This is a genomic window from Streptomyces sp. NPDC058796, from assembly GCF_042745235.1.
Lineage (GTDB): Bacteria > Actinomycetota > Actinomycetes > Streptomycetales > Streptomycetaceae > Streptomyces.
The window spans coordinates 1-24,004 of the sequence record NZ_JBHYOP010000027.1; the positions used below are offsets into that span (position 1 = coordinate 1).

Here is a 24,004-nt window from a genome sequence, read left to right on the forward strand (position 1 = left end):
TCACGGCGGCCCGGATGGCGATGCGCGGCGACGGCTCGCACAAGGTGTCCCTGGACAAGGTCATCAAGACCATGAAGGACACCGGCGCCGACATGAAGGTGAAGTACAAGGAGACGGCGCGCGGCGGGCTGGCCGTCAACGTCATCGAATGCTGACGGTACAACAGTCGGAACCGTCGTTCATGAACGAGCGGGACCGGGCCGGTGCGGGGACGGCCGGCCCCGGGCCCGTCGACCCAGGAGGTCCGCTTCACGGGCGGCGAACCCCTGCTGCGCCCAGGTCCCCCCGGCACCGTCGAGCGGTCCGTCGCTCTGGTACCACGCCCACGCCGTCGCCGACCGCCAACGGCACCGGACGGGAGCGGTCCCGGCGATCGGCGGTCGACACCCACCAGCACAGAACCGGGAGCAGGACATGGGACGGGTCACCGAGCGACGGCGCGTGCTGCGCATCCGGGACGGTGGGACGAGCGCCCGCCCCGACACCCTCGTCGCGGAGGAGCCGCTGGAGATCAGACTGAACGGCGAGCCACTGGCGATCACCATGCGTACACCCGGCGACGACTTCGCGCTCGCCGCCGGGTTCCTGGTGAGCGAGGGCGTCCTCGGAAGTGCCGAGGACGTGGCCAGCATCGCGTACTGCGCGGGGGCCGTGGACGGGGGCGGGGCGAACACGTACAACATCGTCGACGTACGGCTGGCCCAAGGCGTGCAGGTGCCCGACGTCTCCCTCGCGCGCAACGTCTACACCACCTCCTCGTGCGGGCTGTGCGGGAAGGCGAGCCTGGACGCCGTACGGACCACCGCTCGCTGGCCGGTCTCCGATCTGCCCCCGGTCCGCGTAGCCTCCGGACTGCTGGCAGCTCTCCCCGATCGGCTGCGGGCGGCGCAACGGGTCTTCGAACGCACCGGAGGCCTGCACGCCGCCGGGCTGTTCTCGCCCGAGGGCCAAGTGCTGGACGTGCGCGAGGACGTGGGCCGGCACAACGCCGTGGACAAGATCGTGGGCCGTGCGCTGCGGTCCGGCGGTCTGCCGCTGTCCCGGAGCATCCTGCTCGTCTCGGGCCGGGCCTCCTTCGAGCTGGCCCAGAAGGCGGTCATGGCGGGCATCCCGCTGCTGGCCGCGGTTTCGGCGCCCTCCTCCCTCGCGGTGGACCTGGCCACCGAGACCGGGCTCACGCTCGTCGGCTTCCTGCGCGGCGCTTCCATGAACGTGTACACGGGTGAGCACCGGATCGACCTGCGGCCGGCGGCCGGCAGAGCACGGCAGCCCGAAGGGGGAGTGGCGGGGTGAGTCGGTACGTGCCGGCGGCCGGCGGGGGCCGCGGCCCTGTCTGCGGCGTCCTCGCCGGCCCGCCCCGGCCGCGACCGGGCGGCGCCGCCCGCCGCCCGCGCCGTGTGGCGATGCTCTCCGTGCACACCTCCCCGCTGCACCAGCCCGGCACCGGCGACGCCGGCGGCATGAACGTCTACATCGTCGACCTCGCGCAGCGCCTGGCCGCCCTCGGTATCGAGGTGGAGGTCTTCACGCGGGCGACGGCCGGGGGACTCCCGCCTGCCGTCCGGCTCGCCCCCGGCGTCCTGGTCCGGCACGTCGACGCCGGCCCCTACGAGGGCCTGGCCAAGGAGGACCTCCCGGCCCAGCTGTGCGCCTTCACGCACGGCGTGATGCGGGCCTGGGCCGGCCACCGCCCCGGCTACTACGACCTGGTCCACTCCCACTACTGGCTCTCCGGCCACGTCGGCAGGCTCCTCGCCCGGCGCTGGGGCGTCCCGCTGGTGCACGCCATGCACACCATGGCCAAGGTCAAGAACGCCAACCTGGCCGACGGCGACACCCCCGAGCCCGCCGCCCGCGTCATCGGCGAGACCCAGGTGGTCGCGGCCGCGGACCGACTGATCGCCAACACCCGCAAGGAGGCGGAGGAGTTGCTCCGCCACTACGACGCAGACGGCGGCCGGGTCGCAGTCGTCCACCCGGGCGTCGATCTGGCGCGCTTCCGGCCCGACCCGTCCGGAGTCGCGGCCGGCCGGGCGGCGGCCCGCGCCCGCCTCGGCCTGCCCCAGGACGCCTTCATCCCCTTGTTCGTCGGCCGCATACAGCCGTTGAAGGCACCGGACGTCCTGCTGCTCGCGGTCGCCCGGTTGCTGACGGAACGTCCGTTGCTCCGTGAGCGGATCACCGTCCCGGTCGTGGGAGGCCCGAGCGGCAGCGGACTGGCGGAGCCGGAGAGCCTCCAGAAGCTGGCTGCCCGGCTCGGCATCGGCGACGTCGTGCGCTTCCGGCCGCCGGTCCGCCAGGAGCAGCTCGTCGACTGGTACCGCGCGGCCTCCGTCCTGGTCATGCCGTCCCACAGCGAGTCCTTCGGCCTGGTGGCCGTCGAGGCTCAGGCCTGCGGCACCCCGGTGATCGCCGCGGAGGTCGGTGGACTGCCGGTGGCGGTGCGGGACGGCAGGAGCGGGCTGCTCGTACCGGGCCACGACCCCGCGGACTACGCACGAGCACTGCGCGGCTTCGCCGACGACCAGGTGCTCTCCGTCCGGATGGGGGAGGCCGCCGCCAGGCACGCGCGCTCCTTCGGCTGGGACGCGGCCGCCACGGCGACGGCGGAGGTCTACGCGGCGGCATGCGCCCCCTTCGCGGAGCCGTAGCCCGGACCATCCCCGAAACGATGGGTGTACGGGGCTTGACCTATCCGGGGCCACGGGGAAACTGTGTTGCACATCAAGCGCGCTGTTGCGTGCTACGCACTCCGAGTTCCGGCCCGCGGGAAGGGAACCTCCTTCTCCTCCCGCCCGCCGCTCACCCTCCCCACGCCCCCGTCCGGAAGGCCGCTGATGAGTACTCCTACGACGAAGAAGCCGGCCCAGGCCCGGGTTCGGCTCGATCCGGCCGTCCTCTACATCTCGGTGACGCTGGCCGCCCTCTTCGTGGCATGGGGGGTGTTCTTCACCGACAACCTCGCCGCGGCGGCCGAGGTGACGCTGGGGCGGGTCATCGAGAACTTCGGCTGGCTCTTCGTCCTGGCGGCCTCCGGGTTCGTCGTGCTCGCGCTCGTGCTGGCGTTCAGCAGGTTCGGCCGCATCCGGCTCGGCAAGGACGACGACCGCCCGGAGTTCAGCACCGCGTCGTGGGTGGCCATGATGTTCAGCGCGGGCATGGGCATAGGTCTGATGTTCTACGGCGCGAGCGAACCGCTCATGCACATGTCCAGCCCGCCGCCCGGCACCGCCGAGGCCGGGTCGCAGGACGCGGCCCGTGTGGCGCTGGAGTACTCGTACTTCCACTGGGCGATCCACCCGTGGGCGATGTACGCCGTCGCCGGACTGGCGCTCGCGTACTTCGGGTTTCGCAAGAGCGGCAACAGCCTGATCAGCTCCGCCTTCCGGCCGCTGCTCGGAAACCGTGTGGATGGGCCGCTGGGCAAGTCCATCGACATCCTGGCCATCTTCGCCACCCTCTTCGGCTCCGCCGTCTCCCTGGGGCTCGGCGCGTTGCAGATCAACAGCGGGCTGAACGAACTGTGGGGGATCACGTACTCCACCGAGCTCGCCGTCTCGATCATCGCCGTCCTCACCGTCCTGTTCGTCGTCTCCGCCCTCTCCGGAGTGCATCGCGGCATCCAGTGGCTGAGCAACGGCAACATGATCCTGGCCGGCGTCCTCCTCCTGTTCGTCTTCGTCGTGGGACCGACGGTGTTCATCCTGGACAGCCAGACCCAGGCGCTGGGCGGCTACCTCGCCTCGATCCCGGAGATGAGCTTCAGGACGGGCGCCTTCGGCGGCGGCGAATGGCTCTCCGGCTGGACAGTCTTCTACTGGGCCTGGTGGATCTCCTGGACGCCGTTCGTGGGCACGTTCATCGCGCGGATATCCCGTGGCCGTACCATCCGGCAGTTCATCGTCGGTGTCATCATCGCGCCGAGCGTGGTGAGCGTCGTGTGGTTCGCGGTCCTCGGCGGTACCGCGCTGAACCGGGAGATGCACGGCGGCGGGCTGTCCGCCGCGGTCGCCGAGGGTGAGGAGGCGGGCCTGTTCGCCACGCTCCAGACGCTCCCCTGGTTCACCGTCACCTCGGTCGTGGTCATCATCCTGGTCGGCCTGTTCTTCGTCAGCGGCGCCGACGCGGCCTCCGTGGTGCTCGGCATGCTCTCCTGCCGGGGCAGCCTGTACCCCGGCCGCCCGGTCGTGATCCTCTGGGGCGCGCTGACCGGCCTGGTGGCAGCCGTCCTGCTGCTGGCCGGCGGCCTGGACGCGGTCAAGCAGGTGGCCATCATCGCCGCTTTCCCGTTCCTCTTCGTGATGATCGGCCTGTGCGTCTCGCTGGTGAAGGCCTTGCGGAGCGAGCCGAGAGACGAAACGGCGTCCCGGGAGCCGGTCGCCGCCGTCGGTGACGAACAGGCACCGGAAGACGGTGTGCCGGCGGCCGAGGGGGCGGACGCACAGGTCACCGGCCGGGCGGCCGGGGCCGGTCCGGGGCCGGGCGAAGCCGAGACCCTGCGCACCTGACGGTGACCGGCCCCTTGACCCGTAGCTTCCCGTCACCGATGCTCAGTTGCGTATAGTGGTGCGTGTAGCTGATTAAGCAACGTACAGAGTTCCGGCCAGAGGAGTAGCCCATGGCTCACGAGGTTCGCGCCGTCGTCGCCCGAGAGAAGGGCGCCCCGGTCTCCGTCGAGACCATCGTCGTCCCCGACCCGGGGCCGGGCGAGGCGCTCGTCGCGGTCGAGGCGTGCGGCGTCTGCCACACCGACCTCCACTACCGGGAGGGTGGTATCAACGACGAGTTCCCCTTCCTCCTCGGGCACGAGGCGGCGGGCCGCGTCGAGGCCGTCGGAGAGGGGGTCAGCGGCGTCGAGCCGGGTGACTTCGTCATCCTCAACTGGCGTGCGGTCTGCGGGCAGTGCAGGGCGTGCAGCAAGGGCAAGCCCTGGTACTGCTTCGCCACCCACAACGCGACGCAGCCGATGACCCTGCTCGACGGCACCCCGCTCTCGCCCGCGCTCGGCATCGGTGCCTTCGCGGAGAAGACGCTCGTCGCCGCGGGCCAGTGCACCAAGGTCGACCCGGCCGCTCCCGCCACCGCCGCGGGTCTGCTGGGATGCGGTGTGATGGCGGGCTTCGGCGCGGCCGTCAACACCGGTGCCGTGGGCCGAGGTGACTCCGTCGCGGTCATCGGCTGTGGCGGGGTCGGCATGGCCGCCGTCGCGGGGGCGAGGCTCGCCGGTGCCACCAAAGTCATCGCCGTCGACCTCGACCCGCGCAAGCTCGAGCAGGCCATGGCCATGGGCGCCACGCACGTGGTCGACGGCAGGGGCGCGGATGTCGTGGCGTCGGTCCGCGAGCTGACCGGAGGCTTCGGTGCGGACGTGGTCGTCGACGCGGTCGGCCGGCCCGAGACGTACAAGGAGGCCTTCTACGCCCGCGACCTGGCCGGCACGGTCGTCCTGGTCGGCGTGCCCACACCCGAGATGACCGTTGAACTGCCGTTGCTCGACGTCTTCGGCCGCGGAGGCTCGCTGAAGTCCAGCTGGTACGGCGACTGCCTGCCCTCCCGTGACTTCCCGGCGCTCGTCGACCTCTACCTGACCGGGCGGTTCGACCTGGACGCGTTCGTGAGCGAGACCATCGGACTCGGCGACGTGGAGAAGGCCTTCGAGAAGATGCACCGCGGTGAGGTGCTGCGTTCCGTGGTGGTGCTGTGATGGCCGGCGCACTCCGCATCGAACGCCTCGTCACCAGCGGGACCTTCAGCCTCGACGGCGGCACCTGGGACGTCGACAACAACGTGTGGATCGTCGGTGACGACGACGAGGCACTGGTCGTCGACGCGGCACATGACGCCGACGCGATCCTGCGGGCCCTCGGCGACCGTCGTCTGTCGGCCATCGTGTGCACCCATGCCCACGACGACCACGTGAACGCGGCACCCGAGCTGGCGGACGCCACGGGCGCCCACGTCCTCCTGCACCCCGACGACCAGGTGCTCTGGGACCTGGCGCACCCGGACCGGCGGCCCGACGGCGCGCTCGCCGACGGTGACGAGCTCAAGGTGGCGGGCATCGGCCTGCGAGTGCTCCACACGCCCGGACACGCTCCGGGGGCCGTGTCCCTGTACGCGCCGGACCTGGGCGCGCTCTTCAGCGGTGACACGCTGTTCGCCGGCGGGCCCGGCGCGACCGGGCGCTCGTACAGCGACTTCGGCGTGATCATCACCTCGATCCGTGACCGGCTGCTGGCGCTCCCGCAAGAGACGGTCGTCCACACCGGTCACGGCGAGAAGACCACGATCGGCGCGGAGGCACCGCACCTCGCAGAGTGGGCCGCCCGCGGCTGGTGACGCGGTGCGGCCCCGCCCCTCGGGGCGCTCGACCGCCACGGTGCCCCTCGGGCGCCGACCGCGGCCGAGCGCCCCGCCCGGCTCACTCGGCCACCACCCCCGCCCCACCACCTCACTGGACGAACCACCGTGTACGACCTCGCTCCGCTGGCCCGCTTCGGCGGGCTCGTCGCCACCGGTCTGCGCGACGTGACCAGCGACGCCGCGGCCCTGGACTCCGCCGGCTTCTGGGCGGTCGTCGCGGACTTCGAAGGCCGTCTGGTCTGCGCCCGGTTCGATGACGTGCGCCCCGAGCCGCCGCCCGCGCCCGCGGCCGGAGCCTGGCGCGGACCGGCCGCCGGCGACTGGACCTCGTCCCTGGACCGCGCCGCCTACACCGCGGGCGTGCGCCGCGTCCGCGAGCACATCGCGGCCGGCGAGATCTACCAGGCCAACCTCTGCCGAGTGCTGTCCGCGCCGCTGCCCGTACCGGCCGCCGACGTCGACGCCTTGACCGCGTTGCTCGCCCGCGGCAATCCCGCGCCGTACGCCGGTACGGTCCGGCTCCCCGCGCACGGCGTCGAGGTGGCCACCGCCTCGCCCGAGCTGTACCTGCGCCGTGTCGGCCGCACCGTGGAGTCCGGGCCGATCAAGGGCACCGGACGCAGGGCGCGGGACCTGCGGGACAAGGACCACGCCGAGAACGTGATGATCGTGGACCTGGTCCGCAACGACCTGGGCCGCGTCTGCGTCCCCGGGTCGGTGACCGTTCCGGCCCTGTGCGCCGTCGAAGAGCATCCCGGCCTGGTGCACCTCGTCTCGACCGTGCGCGGCGAGCCGGCGGGCGGCGCGGGGTGGGCCGCGCTGCTGACCGCGACGTTCCCGCCCGGCTCCGTCACGGGCGCGCCCAAGTCCAGCGCGCTGCGCGTCATCTCCGCCCTGGAGACCGCCCCTCGCGGTCCGTACTGCGGCGGCATCGGCTGGGTCGACGCCGACCGGGGCACCGGCGAACTGGCCGTGGGCATCCGCACGTTCTGGATCGACCGCGCCACCGGGGGAGGGCCGGTGCTGCGTTTCGGCACGGGCGCCGGCATCACGTGGGGATCCGATCCGGAACGGGAGTGGGACGAGACGGAACTCAAGGCCTCCCGACTGCTGAGCCTGGCCTCGTCGAGGCCGCTTCCTGCGGCCGTCCGCCCCCGCGCGGTCTGAACTCCCTCCCGAGAGGCTCGGGACACCGAAACCCCCGGCGGCCGCAGCCGCCGGGGCCGCTCTCGCGTGCCGACGCCACCTCGGCTCCCATGCCTGGCACGCCCGCGCGTGCGCACGACCCCGTGCGCTTCGCCGTCCCCGGAGCCGCCGGTGCGGTACGCCTGCCCCGCTGTCCGTTCCGGCCCCGTCCGTGCCTTGACAGGGACTTCCCACCGCCCGCAGACTCGTTGCGTCAACCGCACTCTGTTCCTCTATATGCAACGAGGTGCCATGGTGATTCCCGTGTGCCGTCTCGACGACCTGCCGCGGGGCGAGTCCTGCCGGCTCGAGACCGACCCGCCCGTCGCCGTGTTCCACACCGAGGACGGCGAGATCCATGCCATCGACGACACCTGCACCCACCAGGACGCCTCGCTGTCCGACGGCTGGCTGGAGGGCTGCTGGGTCGAATGCCCGCTGCACGCCTCGAAGTTCGACCTCCGCACCGGCAGGGTGGACGCCCCTCCGGCCAGGCTCCCGGTGCGCACCCACGAGGTCGTCGTCCGGGACGGCGTGATCCACGTCGTGCTGTCCGACGCCCCGCCGAACCTGCCGCCGTCCTGCGTGGCCGCCCGGATGGCCGGAGGCGCCGTATGAGGACCGTGGCCGTCGTGGGCGCCTCGCTCGCCGGGCTGTCCGCCGCCCGCTCGCTGCGTGGGCAGGGGTACGACGGGCGGCTCGTCGTCATCGGTGACGAACCCCACCGCCCCTATGACCGGCCTCCGTTGTCGAAGGAGTTCCTCGCCGGCGCGGTCGCCGAGGCCGAGCTCTCCCTCGAGGCGGACGGCGAGGACCTCGGTGCCGAGTGGCTGCTCGGCGCGCGAGCCGTCGGCCTGCGGACCCGGGAGCGTTCCGTGCGACTCGCCGACGACCGGGAGGTCCGTGCGGACGGCGTCGTGATCGCCACGGGGGCCACCGCACGGACCTTGCCCGGCAGCGCCGGCCTCACCGGTGTGCACGTGGTGCGCACCCTCGACGACGCCCGGGCCCTGCGGGACGATCTGGCGCGCGGTGGCCGGCTGGTGGTGGTCGGGGGCGGGTTCGTCGGCGCCGAAGTGGTCTCGACGGCGCGTGGTATGGGCCTGGAGGTGACGTTCGTCGTGGCCGGCCCCGCTCCGCTGTCCGGCGTGCTCGGACGGGACATGGCGGCGGCCGTCTCCCCGCTCCACGGCGACCACGGCGTTCGCCTGCTGTGCGGGACCGGTGTGCGCGGGGTGACGGGCGGACCGGGTGACCGCTCCGGAGCGGAGCGGGGGAGGGTGTCGGCCGTGCTGCTCGACGACGGACGCCGCCTCCCGGCCGACATCGTCGTCCTCGGGATCGGCGCCGTCCCCTGCACCGGCTGGCTGGAGGGCTCCGGCGTCGCGCTCGGCGACGGGGTGCGCTGCGGGGCAGACGGCACCACCAGCGTGCCGGGTGTTGTCGCGGTCGGTGACTGCGCCGCCTGGTACGACCCGGCCGCCGCCGTCCATCGCCGGATCGAGCACTGGACCGGAGCCAAGGAGCGGGCGCCGGCTGCCGTCGCCGCCCTGCTCTCCGGCGGTGCCGCCCCGGTCGCCACGCCTCGGCCGCCGTACTTCTGGTCCGACCAGTACGGCGTGCGCATCCAGTTCGCCGGGCACGCCGCGCATGCCGACACGGTGACCGTCGAGGACGGCGACCCGGCCGACCGGAGTTTCCTGGCCGTGTACCGTCGCGCCGGACATCCGGTCGCCGTGCTGGGCGTGGCCCGCACCAAGGAGTTCACCCGCCGTCGGCGGCAGCTGGCCGCCGACGGCGCCCGGACCGCAACCGCATGAGCACCGCGACGTGGACGGGCCGGGGAGTTCCCGCACAGCATCCGCGAGGGCTTCCCCGGCTGGACCGGACCCTGGTCATGGGGATCGTGAACGTCACGCCCGACTCGTTCTCCGACGGTGGGCGGTGGTACGACCCGCGCCGGGCCGTGGCGCACGGCCTGGCACTGGTCGACGAGGGCGCGGACATCCTGGACGTGGGCGGCGAGTCGACCCGCCCCGGGGCGGTGCGCCCGCCGGTCGAGGAGGAACTGCGGCGCGTGCTGCCCGTCGTCCGCGAACTCGCCGCCACCGGTGTGGCCGTCAGCGTCGACACCATGCGGGCCGAGGTCGCCGCTCGCGCCATCGAGGCGGGCGCGGCGCTGGTCAACGACGTCTCAGGGGGACTCGCCGATCCCGCCATGCTGCCGCTGGTGGCGCAGGCCGGGACGCCGTACGTCGCCATGCACTGGCGCGGGCACTCCGACGGCATGCAGGCCCGCGCCGTGTACGGCGATGTTGTCACCGAGGTGGCCGACGCCTTGCGGCTGCGTGTCGATGCGGCGCTGCACGCCGGCATCCCGCCGGACCGCCTGATCCTGGACCCGGGGCTGGGGTTCGCCAAGGACGCCGATCACAACTGGCAGTTGCTCGCCCGGCTGAGGGAGATCGTCGCCCTGGGCCGGCCGGTTCTCGTGGGCGCGGCGCGGAAGTCCTTCCTGGGCCGCCTGCTGGCGGACCCGGTGACCGGCCGGCCCCGGCCGGCCGGGCTGCGGGACGCGGCCACGTCCGCGGTTTCCGTCCTGGCGGCCGCGCAGGGCGCCTGGTGCGTCCGTGTCCACGATGTCGCCTCGACGTCGGACGCCGTGCGGGTCACGGCCCGTTGGGGCCGTCACGCCCCGACGGAGGCGGCATGGACCCTGACGCCGTGAACCCCCGGACGTGGTCGCCGCGAGGGTCCGTGAGCTTCTTGACAGGGCTTCGGGGCCGCCCTCACACTGGCGTTGCGTTCACCGCAATCCGTTTCGTTATACGCACCGAGGTGTCATGATGATTCCCGCGTGCCGTCTCGCGGAGCTCCCGCGAGGCGAGGCCTACCGGCTCGACACCGATCCGCCGGTCTCGGTGTTCCACACCGAGGACGGCGAGATCTACGCCATCGACGACACGTGCACCCACCAGGACGCCTCTCTCGCCGACGGCTGGCTGGAGGGCTGCGAGGTGGAATGCCCGCTGCACGCGTCGAAGTTCGACCTGCGGACCGGAGCCGTCGACGCCCCGCCGGCCCGACTCCCGGTCCGTACGCACGACGTCGTCGTCCAGGACGGCATGATCTACGTCCGGCTGTCCACGGACGCCCCCAACCTGCCGCCCTGCGTCGCGGCCAGGCTCGCGGGCGGTCGCACATGAGGGCCGTGGCCGTGGTGGGTGCTTCGCTGGCGGGTCTGTCAGCAGCGCGTTCGCTGCGGAACCAGGGCTTCGACGGGCGGCTGATCGTCGTCGGCGAGGAACCGCATCGCCCCTATGACCGGCCGCCGCTGTCCAAGGAGTTCCTGGCCGGCAAGACCGGTGAGGCCGACCTCGCGCTGGAGCGGGACGGCGAGGACCTGGCGGCGGAGTGGCTGCTCGGGGCCCGCGCCACCCGGCTCGTGAAAGAGCGGCGTGCCGTGCGCCTCGCCGACGGCAGGGAGGTGCGGGCCGACGGCATCGTCATCGCGACCGGTGCGGCCGCGCGGACGCTCCCGGGCACGGGCGGCCTGGCAGGTGTGCACACCCTGCGCACCCTCGACGACGCCCGTGCCCTGCGGGACGATCTGGCCCTGGGCGGCAGACTCGTGGTGATCGGTGGCGGGTTCATCGGCGCCGAGGTCGCCTCCACCGCTCACGCCCTCGGGCTCGACGTGACGGTGGTCGAGGCGGCGTCCACCCCACTGGCCGGACCGCTCGGTGAAACGATGGGCGGGATCGTCTCCGCCCTCCACGCGGATCACGGCGTACGGCTGCTGTGCGGCGTGGGCGTCAAGGGGCTGATCGGTGGGACCCGGGTCGACGGCGTTGTCCTCGACGACGGCCGCACCGTCCCCGCCGACACGGTCGTCGTCGGTGTCGGGGCGCGCCCGTGTGTCGAGTGGCTGGAGGGTTCCGGCGTCGCGCTCGGCGACGGCGTGCGCTGCGGGGCAGACGGCACCACGAGCGTGCCGGGCGTCGTCGCGGTCGGTGACTGCGCCGCCTGGTACGACCCGCGGGCCGGGACGCACCGGCGCATCGAGCACTGGAGCGGTGCGCGGGAGCGGGCGGACGCGGCCGTCGCCGCCCTGCTGTCGTGGGGCGCGAAGGAACCGGGCGTGCCCCGGCCGCCGTACTTCTGGTCCGACCAGTACGGCGTGAAGATCCAGTTCGCCGGCCATGCGGCGCGCGCGGACAGCGTGACGATCGCGGAAGGCTCCCCGCAGGACCGTGACGTCCTGGCCGTCTACCGGCGTGCCGGGCGCCCGGTCGCCGTGCTGGGCATGAACAGACCACGTCAATTCATGCGATGGCGCAAGCAGCTGGCCGCCCCACCGCCCTGACATGCCGACCGGCCTGCCCCGCCGTTGCCGCGGTGACCTCGGTCCGCGCCGTCTCAGCCCAGGTAACCCATGCGGTGACTGACCTCCTCGGCGCCCTTGACCAACACCGGGGCGAGTTCGTGGATGCGCTCCTCGGTGAGCCGGTAGGCGGGTCCGGAGGCGCTCAGCGCCGCGATGACCTTCCCCTCCCGGTCGCGGACCGGCGCGGCCATGGCGTGCAGGCCCTCCTCGAACTCCTCCAGGCTCCAGGAGTAACCGCGTTCCCGGGCCACGGTGAGGTCCTTCTCGAGCTTCGTCTTCGTCGACAGGGTGCGCGGGGTCACCTTGTTCAGGCCGACCTCCGACAGCAGCACGGCGCGCTCCTCGCGGGGCATGTGGGCCAGCAGGATCTTGCCGCTGGAGGTCGCGTGCAACGGGGTCAGCTGGCCGACCCAGTTGTGCGCGGTGACGGCGCCGGGGCCCCGCACCTGGTAGAGGTTGATCGCGTAGTGCTCTTGCATCACGGCGACGTTGACGGTCTCACCGATCTCCTCGGCGAGCCGCTCGCAGACCGAGCGGCTCTGCTGGGTGATGTCGATCCTGCCGGTGACCGCACCGGCGAGGCGCACGAGACCGAAGCCGAGGCGGTACTTGCCGCGCTCACCCGCCTGCTCCACCAGACCCCGTGCCTCCAGGGCGCCGAGCAGTCGGAACGCGGTGGACTTGTGCACGTCGATCTCGGCGGCCACCTCGCTGACTCCGGCCTCGCCCCGCTGGGCCAGGATCTCCAGCACGGTGATGGCGCGATCGACGGACTGCACGCCGCCGGCCGGAGAACCGGTGGTTTCGTATTCCGGACTGAAGTTGCTCATGGCGAAACTATACGCCCGGTAAACATGGCGGACAGAGGTGTGCGCCGCGGGCCGGCGCGGGTGCATGAGCGTGCGCAACCCGATGCACACGGTGAGGGCTCCCCTCGCCCGGATCGCGAAGGAAGGTGCGATGAGCGGCGAATTCTTCCGCGAGCTGCTGGACGGCGTCCGTTACGAGGTGCTGCCCGCGAAGACGACCGAGGACAAGGTCCTCGCCGATGTTCCCCGCGGCATCGCCGTCACCGTGACGGCGTCGCCGGTCAAGGGCCTGGAGCCCACGCTCGACCTCGCCACCCGGCTCGCGGTGCACGGTTACCGCGTCGTTCCGCACGTGCCCGCCCGGCTGGTACGGGACGACGCGCATCTGAAGGACGTCGTCGACCGGCTCGGTGGCGCGGGCGTCGACGACGTCTTCGTCCCGGCGGGTGACGCCGATCCGCCGGCCGGGCCCTACGGCAGTGCGCTGCCGCTGCTGCGCAGACTCGACGAACTGGGCAGTCCCTTCTCGCAGGTCGGCATCACCGGGTACCCCGAGAGTCACCCGTTGATCGACGACGACCGCCTCGTCCAGGCGATGTGGGACAAGCGGACGCACGCCACGTACATCGTCAGCAACCTCTGCTTCGATCCGGTGGTGCTCGGCGACTGGGTGGGCAGGATGCGGCGTCGCGGCGTGACTCTGCCCCTGCGGATCGGCGTCGCGGGGCCCGTGCAGCGGACCAAGCTGCTGTCCATGGCGGCGAAGATCGGGGTGGGGGAGTCGACCCGGTTCCTGACCAGGCATCCCTCCTGGTTCCTGCGCTTCGCGGCCCCCGGCGGCTACTCGCCGAACCGGCTGCTCGCCCGCAGTGCCGGAGCGCTCGCCGCACCCTCGGCGGGAGTGGCCGGCCTGCACGTGTTCACCTTCAACCAGATCGCCGAGACCGAGCGCTGGCGCCGTGCCCTGCTCGACCGGCTGGGTGGCTGAGCCGCAGTCGGTGCAAGCCGCACACCACTGGTGGCAGGTCCCGGCAGGCCCTCGGCGGCCTGCCGGGACCTGCCGTGTTCCGGCCTGTTCCCCGACGTCACGGGCCCCTTGACACTCACCCCCACGGCGGGCACATTGAGTTGCGCAACATGAACTCTGTTGCGCAGAAAGCAACCAGAACGTTTCTCAACGTCGGAGGTGCGGCGATGGCGGGACCCCGGGTGGTCATCATCGGAGCGGGCGTCGTGGGAGCGGCGCTCGCCGACGAGATCTCCGAGCGAGGCTGGACCGAAGTGACGGTGGTCGACCAGGGCCCGCTCCCTGCCACGGGCGGATCGTCGTCGCACGCGCCGGGCCTGGTCTTCCAGACCAACCCGTCGAAGACCATGACCGAGATGGCCCGCTACACCGTCGAGAAGTTCCGCTCGCTCGAGGTCGACGGGAAGCCCTGCTTCCTCCAGGTCGGCGGCCTGGAAGTGGCGACCAGCCCCGAGCGCGTCGCCGAACTCCAGCGGCGCCACGGCTGGCTCACCTCCTGGGGCATCGAGGCCCGACTGCTCGGCCCCGGGGAATGCGTCGAGCAGCACCCGCTGGTGAACCCGGACAAGGTCCTCGGCGGCCTGCTGATCCCGACCGACGGACTTGCCAAGGCAGTCCTCGCCGTCGAGGCGCAGATACGGCGGGCCACCGAACGCGGCGTGCGTTTCCTCGACCGCCACGAGGTCCTGGACATCCGGCACAGCGAGAGCCGGGTGACCGGTGTTCTCACCGACCGGGGCGAGATCCCCGCCGACATCGTCGTGTGCTGCGCCGGTATCTGGGGCCCGAAGATCGCCCGCATGGCCGGCATGAACCTGCCGCTCACACCGCTCGCCCACCAACTGGCCTGGACCGGCCCCGTCCCGGCGCTGGCCGGCCGGACCGAGGAGGCAGTGCTCCCGATCCTGCGTCACCAGGACGCCGACCTCTACTACCGCGAGCGCTTCGACGGACTGGGCATCGGCTACTACGGCCACCGCCCCATGCCGGTCTCCGCAGACGACATCCTGTCCGTGGACGACGCCGAAGAAATGCCCTCGGTGCTGAAGTTCACAGAGGAGGACTTCGAGGACGCCTGGGCCGAAACCCGGTCACTGCTCCCCGCCACCCGGGAGGCCAAGGTCGAGGAAGGCATCAACGGCCTCTTCTCGTTCACCACCGACGGCCTGCCCCTCCTCGGCGAGTCCCCGGACATCAAGGGCTTCTGGGTCGCGGAGGCCGTGTGGGTCACCCACTCCGCCGGCGTGGGACGGGCCATGGCCGAGTGGCTGGTGGACGGCCACTGTTCGTCCTTCGACCTGCACGAGTGCGACGTCAACCGCTTCGAGCCGCACCAACTGGCCCCGGAGTACGTGCTGGCCCGCGACTGCCGGAACTTCGTCGAGGTCTACGACATCCTGCACCCCCTCCAGCCGCCGGAGGACCTGCGTCCCCTGCGCACCAGCCCCTTCTACGACCGCCAGCAGGAACTCGGCGCCTTCTTCCTGGAGGCGAACGGCTGGGAGCGCCCCCAGTGGTACGAGGCCAACGCCGGCCTGGTCGAAGGCCGTTCGCTCGTGACGCCCAACGACTGGGCGGCGCGCTTCTGGTCGCCCGTCGTCGGCGCGGAGGCCCAGGTCACCCGAGAGACCGTGGCCCTGTACGACATGACGGCCCTCAAGCGCCTGGAGGTGAGCGGGCGGGGCGCCGCCGCCTTCCTGGAGCGGCTGTGCACCGGCAAGGTCGACAAGTCCGTCGGCTCCGTCACCTACACCTTGCTGCTCGACCGCGACGGCGGCATCCGCAGCGACATCACCGTCGCCCGGCTGGCTCCCGACCGCTTCCAGATAGGCGCCAACGGCAACCTGGACCTCGACTGGTTCACCCGGCACCTGCCCGCCGACGGGTCCGTCACCGTCCGCGACATCACCGCCGGCACCTGCTGCGTCGGACTGTGGGGGCCGCTCGCGCGGCAGGTGCTCCAGCCGCTCACCGACGAGGACTTCTCGCGCGAGGGCCTGAAGTACTTCCGGGCCAAGCAGGCGTACATCGGCTCGGTGCCCGTCACCGCCATGCGACTGTCGTACGTCGGCGAACTGGGCTGGGAGCTGTACACCACCGCCGACCAGGGCCGGAAGCTGTGGGACACCCTGTGGGAGGCGGCCCGGCCCCTGGGCGGCATCGTGGCGGGCCGCGGCGCCTTCAACAGCCTCCGGCTGGAGAAGGGCTACCGCTCCTTCGGCACCGACATGACCTACGAGCACGACCCCTACGAGGCCGGGGTCGACTTCGCCGTGAAGCCCGACAAGGGCGACTTCATCGGCAAGGCCGCACTCGAGCGGCGCAGGGCCGACGTGCGGCGCAAGCTGACCTGCCTCACCATCGACGACCCGCACGACGTCGTCATGGGCAAGGAACCGGTGTACGACGGCGACCGTCCCGTCGGCTATGTCACCAGCGCCGCCTTCGGCCACACGATCGGCAAGGGGATCGCCTACGCGTGGCTCCCGGCGGAGCTCGCCATCCCTGGCCACGGCCTGCGGATCGGCTACTTCGACCGGCGCGTCGAGGCGGTCGTCGCCGAGGAACCCCTGTTCGACCCCACCATGTCCCGTCTCCGTGGCTAGCGCACAGGGCCGACGTACGAGGAAGAGGAGCACTGCCGGTGAACGCACAGCTGCTCGACGGCAAGGCGACCGCCGCCGCCGTCCGCCGCGAACTCGCCGAACGGGTGGCCAAGCTGACCGCCACCGCCGGCCGCCCGCCCGGGCTCGGCACCGTCCTGGTCGGTGACGACCCCGGCAGCCGCGCCTACGTCGCGGGAAAGCACCGGGACTGCGCACAGGCGGGCATCGCCTCCCTGCGCCGTGAACTGCCCGCCGACGCCACCCAGCGGCAGGTCGAGGAGGTGGTCGACGAACTGAACGCCGATCCGGCCTGCACCGGCTACATCGTTCAGCTCCCCCTCCCGCGCCACCTGGACGCGAACGCGGTCCTGGAACGCATGGACCCGGCCAAGGACGCCGACGGCCTGCACCCCGTCAACCTCGGCAGGCTCGTCCTCGGCGTCGACGCCCCACTGCCCTGCACACCGCGCGGCATCGTCGAACTGCTCCGCCGCCATGACGTGCCGCTCGCGGGAGCGCGGGTGTGCGTGGTCGGACGGGGCATCACGGTCGGACGGCCCATCGGCCTGCTGCTCACTCGCAGGTCGGAGAACGCCACCGTGACCCTGTGCCACACCGGCACCAAGGGGCTGGCCTGGCACGTGCGCGAGGCGGACGTCGTCGTCGCCGCGGCCGGCTCGCCCGGCCTGATCACCAAGGACATGCTGCGCCCCGGCGCGGCCGTCCTGGACGTCGGCATCACCCGCACCGGACAGGGGCTGGTCGGAGACGTCCACCCGGAGGCGGCCACGGTCGCCGGGTGGCTGGCGCCGATGCCCGGTGGGGTGGGGCCCATGACCCGAGCCATGTTGCTCGCCAATGTCGTCGAGGCAGCCGAGAGGAACCTGAGCACCGTATGAACGCGCTGAACACCCCCTTGGCGGAGCTGGATCCCGAGGTCCACGCCGCGCTCCGCGCCGAACTCCACCGCCAGCAGTCCACCCTCGAGATGATCGCCTCGGAGAACTTCGCCCCCACCGCCGTGATGGAGGCCCAGGGGTCGGTGGCGACCAACAAGTACGCCGAGGGCTACCCCGGCCGCCGCTACTACGGCGGCTGCGAACACGTCGACGTCACCGAGCGGCTGGCCATCGAGCGGGTGAAGACCCTCTTCGGCGCGGGCTTCGCCAATGTGCAGCCGCATTCGGGTGCCCAGGCGAACACCGCCGTCTTCTTCGCCCTGCTTCAGCCCGGGGACACCGTGCTCGGCCTCGACCTCGCGCACGGCGGGCACCTCACCCACGGCATGCGCATCAACTACAGCGGCAAGATGCTCGACGTCGTGCCGTACCACGTCTCCGAGGCCGACAACCTCGTCGACATGGACGAGGTCGAACGCCTCGCCAAGGAGCACCGCCCCAAGATGATCATCGCGGGCTGGTCGGCCTACCCGCGGCAGCTGGACTTCGCGGCCTTCCGGAGGATCGCCGACGAGGTGGGAGCCCTGCTGATGGTCGACATGGCGCACTTCGCGGGCCTGGTGGCCGCCGGACTGCATCCCAACCCCGTGCCCCACGCGCACGTCACCACCACGACGACGCACAAGACCCTCGGCGGGCCTCGCGGCGGAGTCGTCCTCACCGACGATCCCGACCTCGCGAAGAAGATCAACTCGGCGGTGTTCCCCGGCATGCAGGGCGGGCCGCTGGAGCACGTCATCGCCGCCAAGGCGGTCGCGTTCAAGATGGCCGCGTCCGAGGAGTTCGCCGAACGCCAGGCCCGGACCCTCGCGGGCGCCCGCATCCTGGCCGAGCGGCTCACCCGGCCGGACGCGGAGGCCGCCGGAGTGCGGGTCCTCACCGGCGGCACGGACGTGCACCTGGTCCTGGTCGACCTGCGCGACTCCGAACTCGACGGCAGGCAGGCCGAGGACCTCCTCCACGAGATCGGCATCACGGTCAACCGCAACGCCGTGCCCTTCGACCCCCGGCCGCCCATGGTGACGTCGGGGCTGCGCATCGGCACCCCCGCGCTGGCCACCCGCGGCTTCGGCGACGAGGAGTTCGCCGAGGTGGCCGACGTCATCGCCCGGGCGCTCCGGCCCGAGCCCGACATCGCGGCACTGCGTGCCCGCACCGCGGCGCTGGCCGCCGAGCACCCGCTCTACCCGCACCTTTCCGAAGCAGAAGCCGGAGACGCCCGATGAGTCCCCGAACCCCCGGCGCCGACCTCCCCGACCACCCCGACTGGCTGTGGCGTACGCCCGAGCCCAAGCGGTCGTACGACGTGATCATCGTCGGCGGCGGTGGCCACGGCCTGGCGACCGCCCACTACCTGGCGAAGAACCACGGCATCACCGATGTCGCCGTACTGGAGAAGGGCTGGCTCGCGGGCGGCAACATGGCCCGCAACACCACCATCATCCGGTCCAACTACCTGTGGGACGAGAGCGCCGGCATCTACGAGCACGCGCTCAAGCTGTGGGAAGGGCTGGAGGAGGAGCTCGACTACCCCATCCTGTTCTCGCAGCGCGGCGTGCTGAACCTCGCGCACAGCCTCCAGGACGTGCGCGACAGCGTCCGCCGCGTCGAGGCGAACCGGCTCAACGGCGTGGACGCCGAATGGCTGGACGCCCGGCAGGTCCAGGAGGTCTGCCCGGTCGTCAACATCTCCGAGGACGTGCGCTACCCGGTGCTGGGCGCCACCTACCAGCCGCGCGCCGGCATCGCCAAGCACGACTACGTCGCCTGGGGCTTCGCCCGCTCCGCCGACGCGGCCGGGATCGACATCATCCAGAACTGCGAGGTCACCGGCATCGACGTGGTCGACGGCAGGGCCGTCGGAGTACAGACCACGCTCGGCCCGATCGCGGCGGGGAAGGTCGCGCTGTGCTCGGCCGGACACACCTCCGTGCTCGCCGCGATGGCCGGCATCGACCTGCCCGTCCAGAGCCACCCGCTGCAGGCGCTGGTCTCCGAACTCCTCGAACCGGTGCACCCGACCGTCGTCATGTCCAACGCCGTCCACGTGTACGTCAGCCAGGCGCACAAGGGCGAACTGGTGATGGGTGCCGGCATCGACGCGTACAACGCCTACACCCAGCGCGGCGCCTTCCACATCATCGAAGAGCAGATGTCTGCCGCCCTGGAGCTCTTCCCCGTCTTCGCCCGCGCCCATGTGCTGCGGACCTGGGGCGGCATCGTCGACGTCAGCCCCGACGCCTCGCCGATCGTCGGGCTCAGCCCCGTCGACGACCTCTACCTCAACTGCGGCTGGGGCACCGGCGGCTTCAAGGCCACCCCGGGCCTCGGCTGGGTCCTGGCCCACACCATCGCCCACGACAGCCCACACCCGCTCAACGCACCCTTCTCGCTCGACCGTTTCACCACCGGCGCGCTCGTCGACGAGCACGGCGCGGCCGCGGTAGCCCACTAGGGAGCCGAACCCATGCTTCTCATCCCCTGCCCCTGGTGCGGGCCCCGTGACGAGGCCGAGTTCCACTACGGCGGCCAGGCGCACGTCCCCTACCCCGAGGACCCCGCGGCCCTGACCGACGAGGAGTGGGCGCGCTACCTCTTCTTCCGCGACAACCCCAAGGGCCCGTTCGCCGAACGCTGGAGCCACGCGGCCGGCTGCCGCCGCTGGTTCAACGCGGTCCGGGACACGGCGACGAACGAGGTCCTGACGGTCTACCGCCCCGGTGAGGACCGCCCGGCGACGACCGAACGGCGCCCCGTGGCCGACGGGCCGCTCCTAGCGACGTCCGCCCCGCGCCCGGTGACTTCTCAGGCCGGTCCGGCCCGTCCGGACTCCGAGGAGGGGGCTCCTCCAGGGCCGAAGCGGGGGGCCGCCGGCGCGGCCCTCGGCGCAGCGGAAGGGGCTGTGCCCCTCCCGGCCGGGACGGGCACAGGCGCCGGTGGCGCGGAATTCTCCGGCGGCTCCGCCGCGGGCCAGCCGTTCCGTCACCCCACCCGCGGCCGGATTCACCGCGACCAGCCGCTGACCTTCACCTTCGACGGCATCGAATACCAGGGCTGCCGAGGCGACACCCTCGCCTCCGCACTTCTCGCCAACGGTGTGATCCGGGCCGGCACGAGCATCAAGCTCGGCCGCCCGCGCGGCATCTTCTCCGCGGGGGTGGAGGAACCCAACGCCGTCGTCCAGATCGAGGCCCCCTTCCCCGAGCCGATGCTCCCCGCGACGACGGTCGAGCTGTACGAGGGCCTGGTGGCCACCAGTCTGCCCGGCCAGGGCCGCCTCGCCGCCGAACCGGACCCGGCCCGCTACGACGCGGTACACGCCCACTGCGACCTGCTGGTCGTAGGGGCGGGTCCGGCCGGTCTGGCGGCGGCCGCGGCGGCCGCGAGCAGCGGGGCCCGCGTCATCGTCGCCGACGACCGGCCCGAACCGGGCGGCAGCCTGCTGGGCACGGGCGAACTGCTCGACTGGGTGGCCGAGGCCGGGCAAGAGCTCGCTGCCGCACCCGAAGTGCGCGTGCTGCGCCGGACCACCGTGTTCGGCCACTACGACGACAACCACCTGCTCGCCGTCGAACGCCGCACCAACCACCTCGGCGCACAGGCCCCCGAGCATGTCTCCCGCGAGCGCGTCTGGCGCATCCGCGCCCGGCACGTCGTCCTGGCCACCGGGGCGCACGAGCGCTCACTGGCCTTCGCCGACAACGACCGCCCCGGCGTGATGCTGGCGGCGTCGGCCCGCGCATACGCCAACCGCCACGGCGTCCTGCCCGGCCGCCACGCCGTCGTCTTCACCACCAACGACAGCGCCTACGCCGCCGCCGTCGACCTCGCCGAGGCGGGCGTGGAGATCGCGGCGATCGTCGACACCCGGTCCGAGCCGGGCCGGTGGGCGGACCGCGCCAGGGCAGCCGGGATCGAGGTGCTGCCCGCACACTCCGTCATCGGCACGGAGGGCGGAGAGCGGCTCACCGCCGTGACCGTCGCCCCGTACGGGGAGTCCGCGCCACGCAGGGAGTTCGCGGTGGACCTGCTGCTGGTCTCCGGAGGCTGGAACCCCGTGGCACACCTGTTCAGCCAGGCGGGCGGCAGGCTGCGCTACGACGACACGCTCGGTTCCTTCGTCCCCGGCGCCTGTCGCCAGGCCGTCGAGGCGGCCGGCGGCGCGAACGGCACCCTGGACCTCGCCGGGGCACTCGCCGAGGGCGCCGCGGCGGGTGCCCGCGCGATCCAGGCCGCGGGCTACACCGCCGCGGCGCCCCGCCTGCCCGACGTGGCCGCCGTGCCGCCGTCACCGCCCATGCACGTCTTCCTCGTCCCCGGCGAGGCCGGCGCGCCCCGCTTCGTCGACCTCCAGCGCGACGTCACGGTCGACGACCTGGCCCGCGCGACCCGCGCGGGTCTGCGCTCGGTCGAGCACACCAAGCGCTACACCACGGCAGGCACCGCCAACGACCAGGGAAAGACCTCCGGTGTGCTGTCCAGCGGCATCGTCGCCGAACTGCTCGGCGTGGACATCTCCGCCCTCGGCACCACCACGTTCCGGCCGCCCTACACGCCGGTCTCCTTCGCCGCCCTCGCCGGTCGTGACCGGGGCCGGCTGCTCGACCCCGTCCGGGTCACGGCGCTGCACCAGTGGCACGTCGACCACGGCGCTCTGTTCGAGAACGTCGGGCAGTGGAAGCGGCCCTGGTACTACCCCCAGGGTGGTGAGGACATGGACGCGGCTGTGTCGCGCGAATGCCGGGCGGCCCGGGAGGGCGTGGCGTTCATGGACGCGTCCACGCTCGGGAAGATCGACGTGCAGGGCCCGGACGCGGGCGTGTTCCTGGACCGCCTGTACACCAACATGATGAGCACCCTGAAGGTCGGCATGATCCGCTACGGCGTGATGTGCCGTCCGGACGGGATGGTCTTCGACGACGGCACCGTCATCCGCCTGGCACCGGACCGCTTCCTGGCCACCACGACCACGGGCAACGCCGCGGCCGTGCTGGACTGGATGGAGGAGTGGCTGCAGACGGAGTGGCCGGAACTGCGCGTGCACTGCACCTCGGTGACCGAGCAGTGGGCCACGGTGGCCCTCGTCGGCCCGCGCTCCCGCGAGGTGCTGGCCGAACTCGCGCCGACGCTGGCGGTGGATAACGACAGTTTCCCGTTCATGGCGTGGCGGGACACGACGGTCGCCGGCATCGAGGCGCGAGTGTGCCGGATCAGCTTCTCGGGCGAACTGGCCTACGAGATCAACGTGTCGCCGTGGGAGGCGCCGGCACTCTGGGAAGCGCTGTACGAGGCGGGGCGGCCGCACGGCATCACCCCTTACGGCACGGAGACGATGCACGTCCTGCGTGCGGAGAAGGGCTACCCGATCGTCGGCCAGGACACCGACGGCACGGTGACGCCGCAGGACCTCGGCATGAGCTGGGTGGTCTCCAAGAAGAAGCCGGACTTCGTCGGCAAGCGTTCCTTCGCCCGTGCCGACACCGTCCGCCCCGACCGCAAGCACCTGGTCGGCCTGCTGCCCGAGGACCCCGGGACTCTCCTCCCCGAGGGCACGCACCTGGTCACCGACAGTGTGCTGCCCGCGCCGCCCGTACCGATGCTCGGCCACGTCACCTCCAGCTACCGCAGCGCGGCGCTCGGCCGGACCTTCGCGCTCGCCCTGGTCAAGGGCGGCCGCGACCGCGTCGGAGAGCGGCTCTACGCCCCCGTCGGCGACCGCATGGTCCCCGTGACCGTCGCCGGCCCCGTCCTCTACGACCCCGAGGGAGCCCGCCGCGATGGCTGACGCCGTACCTCCCGTCCCGCGCCGCAGTACCCTGGCGCACATGGCGGACCGCCTGGCCTGCGTCGGCCGGGACACGGGCGGAGCCCTGGAAGTCGCCGAAGTGCCGATGCTCGCCCAGATCAGCGTGCGGCTCGATCCGAAGGGGGCGGCAGCGGACGCCGTCGGGCTGGTGCTCGGCCTGCGACTGCCCGTCGAACCCGACACGGCCGTACACGCCGGGAACCTGACCGCTCTGTGGCTCGGTCCCGACGAGTGGCTGGTGCTCGGGCCGCCGGGCAGCCGGCACGACCTGGAGAGCCGCATCCGGGAGGCCGGCGGTGACGAGTTCGTGTCCGTCGTCGACGTCTCCGCCCAGCGGACCACCCTCCTCGTCGCCGGACCACGTGCCCGCGACCTGCTGGCCCACGGCTGCTCGCTGGATCTGCACCCGCGTGCCTTTCCGGCCGGACGCTGCGCCCAGACCACCCTGGCGCGCGCGCAGGTCGTGCTGGTCGCGCCGGACGGCCCCGGGGCCGGGTTCCGGGTGCTGGTCCGGTCGTCCTTCGCCGGCTACCTGACGGACTGGCTGCTGGACGCGTCCACGGAATGGAGGGCCTGAGGCCGGACACGCACCACCCGGCCGCGCGGTCGACGAGAGGCCCGGCTTCTCACCGCCGGCCGCGCCCGTCCCGGTGGACCGCTGTGGCTCGACGCGGACCACCGGGACGGTTGTCGTTGCCGTTCGTAGCCGTTTTCCCACCCCCGGCCGCCTGCTCTCCTCCGGCCGTGCAGCACACGGAAGGGGGGCGCCCGGTGGGGGGGCGGGCGGGGGGGGTGAGGGGGCGGGTGGGGGGGGTGGGGGGTCACCGGCGGGGCGGGTGGCTGGTTGTGTGGTTGCTGCGGC

Annotated in this window: 20 protein-coding genes; 19 read left to right on the forward strand and 1 reads right to left on the reverse strand. The window is 72.5% G+C overall.

Annotated features, from left to right (window positions below):
• From ACFW47_RS34575 to ACFW47_RS34630, 12 genes are all read left to right on the forward strand, one after another.
• Positions 1-155: L-serine ammonia-lyase, iron-sulfur-dependent, subunit alpha (locus tag ACFW47_RS34575; protein ID WP_386288172.1), on the forward strand; the 155-nt coding region annotated here is incomplete at its 5' end.
• A 259-nt stretch (positions 156-414) separates the two neighbouring features.
• Positions 415-1,293 carry a formate dehydrogenase accessory sulfurtransferase FdhD gene (gene fdhD / locus ACFW47_RS34580; RefSeq protein ID WP_386308212.1) on the forward strand — a complete coding sequence of 293 codons (879 nt, stop codon included), beginning with the start codon at positions 415-417 and terminating at the stop codon, positions 1,291-1,293.
• Positions 1,290-2,651 (forward strand): D-inositol-3-phosphate glycosyltransferase, encoded by a 1,362-nt coding sequence (gene mshA / locus ACFW47_RS34585; protein WP_386308213.1) that lies wholly within the window; start codon positions 1,290-1,292, stop codon positions 2,649-2,651. Before fdhD ends, mshA begins: the two co-directional genes overlap by 4 nt.
• A gap of 186 nt (positions 2,652-2,837) precedes the next feature.
• Complete coding sequence (locus tag ACFW47_RS34590; protein ID WP_386308214.1) at positions 2,838-4,508, forward strand: BCCT family transporter; 1,671 nt, start codon at positions 2,838-2,840, stop codon at positions 4,506-4,508.
• 110 nt (positions 4,509-4,618) lie between these two features.
• The gene (locus ACFW47_RS34595; RefSeq protein WP_386308215.1) at positions 4,619-5,704 is read left to right on the forward strand and encodes an S-(hydroxymethyl)mycothiol dehydrogenase; all 1,086 of its coding nucleotides are present in this window, start codon (positions 4,619-4,621) and stop codon (positions 5,702-5,704) included.
• Positions 5,704-6,339, forward strand: coding sequence for an MBL fold metallo-hydrolase (locus ACFW47_RS34600; RefSeq protein ID WP_386288159.1), 636 nt, complete (start codon positions 5,704-5,706; stop codon positions 6,337-6,339). The genes ACFW47_RS34595 and ACFW47_RS34600 overlap by 1 nt, the downstream gene beginning before the upstream one ends.
• Positions 6,340-6,468: 129 nt before the next feature.
• Positions 6,469-7,530: a chorismate-binding protein gene (locus tag ACFW47_RS34605; RefSeq protein ID WP_386308216.1), complete on the forward strand. Its 1,062-nt coding sequence runs from the start codon at positions 6,469-6,471 to the stop codon at positions 7,528-7,530.
• 270 nt (positions 7,531-7,800) lie between these two features.
• A complete protein-coding gene (locus ACFW47_RS34610) occupies positions 7,801-8,166 on the forward strand; it encodes a bifunctional 3-phenylpropionate/cinnamic acid dioxygenase ferredoxin subunit (RefSeq protein ID WP_191887512.1) in 366 nt (121 codons plus the stop codon).
• Positions 8,163-9,368, forward strand: coding sequence for an NAD(P)/FAD-dependent oxidoreductase (locus ACFW47_RS34615; protein WP_386308217.1), 1,206 nt, complete (start codon positions 8,163-8,165; stop codon positions 9,366-9,368). Before ACFW47_RS34610 ends, ACFW47_RS34615 begins: the two co-directional genes overlap by 4 nt.
• Positions 9,365-10,276, forward strand: a complete 912-nt coding sequence (gene folP / locus ACFW47_RS34620) for a dihydropteroate synthase (protein WP_386288154.1) — start codon at positions 9,365-9,367, stop codon at positions 10,274-10,276. Before ACFW47_RS34615 ends, folP begins: the two co-directional genes overlap by 4 nt.
• Positions 10,277-10,391: 115 nt before the next feature.
• Positions 10,392-10,754 carry a bifunctional 3-phenylpropionate/cinnamic acid dioxygenase ferredoxin subunit gene (locus ACFW47_RS34625; RefSeq protein ID WP_191887515.1) on the forward strand — a complete coding sequence of 121 codons (363 nt, stop codon included), beginning with the start codon at positions 10,392-10,394 and terminating at the stop codon, positions 10,752-10,754.
• Positions 10,751-11,914: an NAD(P)/FAD-dependent oxidoreductase gene (locus tag ACFW47_RS34630; RefSeq protein WP_386308218.1), complete on the forward strand. Its 1,164-nt coding sequence runs from the start codon at positions 10,751-10,753 to the stop codon at positions 11,912-11,914. Before ACFW47_RS34625 ends, ACFW47_RS34630 begins: the two co-directional genes overlap by 4 nt.
• A 53-nt stretch (positions 11,915-11,967) precedes the next feature.
• Here ACFW47_RS34630 and ACFW47_RS34635 read toward each other — a convergent pair whose 3' ends face one another.
• On the reverse strand, positions 11,968-12,765 hold the full coding sequence (locus tag ACFW47_RS34635; RefSeq protein WP_386288150.1) for an IclR family transcriptional regulator: 798 nt from the start codon (positions 12,763-12,765) through the stop codon (positions 11,968-11,970).
• 130 nt (positions 12,766-12,895) lie between these two features.
• Here ACFW47_RS34635 and ACFW47_RS34640 point away from each other — a divergent pair, with 130 nt between their 5' ends.
• From ACFW47_RS34640 to ACFW47_RS34670, 7 genes are all read left to right on the forward strand, one after another.
• On the forward strand, positions 12,896-13,732 hold the full coding sequence (locus ACFW47_RS34640; RefSeq protein ID WP_386288148.1) for a 5,10-methylenetetrahydrofolate reductase: 837 nt from the start codon (positions 12,896-12,898) through the stop codon (positions 13,730-13,732).
• A 206-nt stretch (positions 13,733-13,938) separates the two neighbouring features.
• Positions 13,939-16,377, forward strand: coding sequence for an FAD-dependent oxidoreductase (locus tag ACFW47_RS34645; protein WP_386308219.1), 2,439 nt, complete (start codon positions 13,939-13,941; stop codon positions 16,375-16,377).
• Between the two features lie 38 nt (positions 16,378-16,415).
• The gene (locus tag ACFW47_RS34650) at positions 16,416-17,276 is read left to right on the forward strand and encodes a bifunctional methylenetetrahydrofolate dehydrogenase/methenyltetrahydrofolate cyclohydrolase (protein ID WP_386288144.1); all 861 of its coding nucleotides are present in this window, start codon (positions 16,416-16,418) and stop codon (positions 17,274-17,276) included.
• Positions 17,273-18,562, forward strand: coding sequence for a serine hydroxymethyltransferase (gene glyA / locus ACFW47_RS34655; RefSeq protein WP_386308220.1), 1,290 nt, complete (start codon positions 17,273-17,275; stop codon positions 18,560-18,562). Before ACFW47_RS34650 ends, glyA begins: the two co-directional genes overlap by 4 nt.
• Entirely contained in the window at positions 18,559-19,791 is a 1,233-nt protein-coding gene (locus tag ACFW47_RS34660; RefSeq protein ID WP_386288140.1) for a sarcosine oxidase subunit beta family protein, read from the forward strand. The genes glyA and ACFW47_RS34660 overlap by 4 nt, the downstream gene beginning before the upstream one ends.
• 12 nt (positions 19,792-19,803) lie before the next feature.
• The gene (locus ACFW47_RS34665) at positions 19,804-23,121 is read left to right on the forward strand and encodes a sarcosine oxidase subunit alpha family protein (RefSeq protein ID WP_386308221.1); all 3,318 of its coding nucleotides are present in this window, start codon (positions 19,804-19,806) and stop codon (positions 23,119-23,121) included.
• A complete protein-coding gene (locus ACFW47_RS34670) occupies positions 23,114-23,719 on the forward strand; it encodes a sarcosine oxidase subunit gamma (protein WP_386308222.1) in 606 nt (201 codons plus the stop codon). Before ACFW47_RS34665 ends, ACFW47_RS34670 begins: the two co-directional genes overlap by 8 nt.
• Positions 23,720-24,004: the final 285 nt, after the last annotated feature.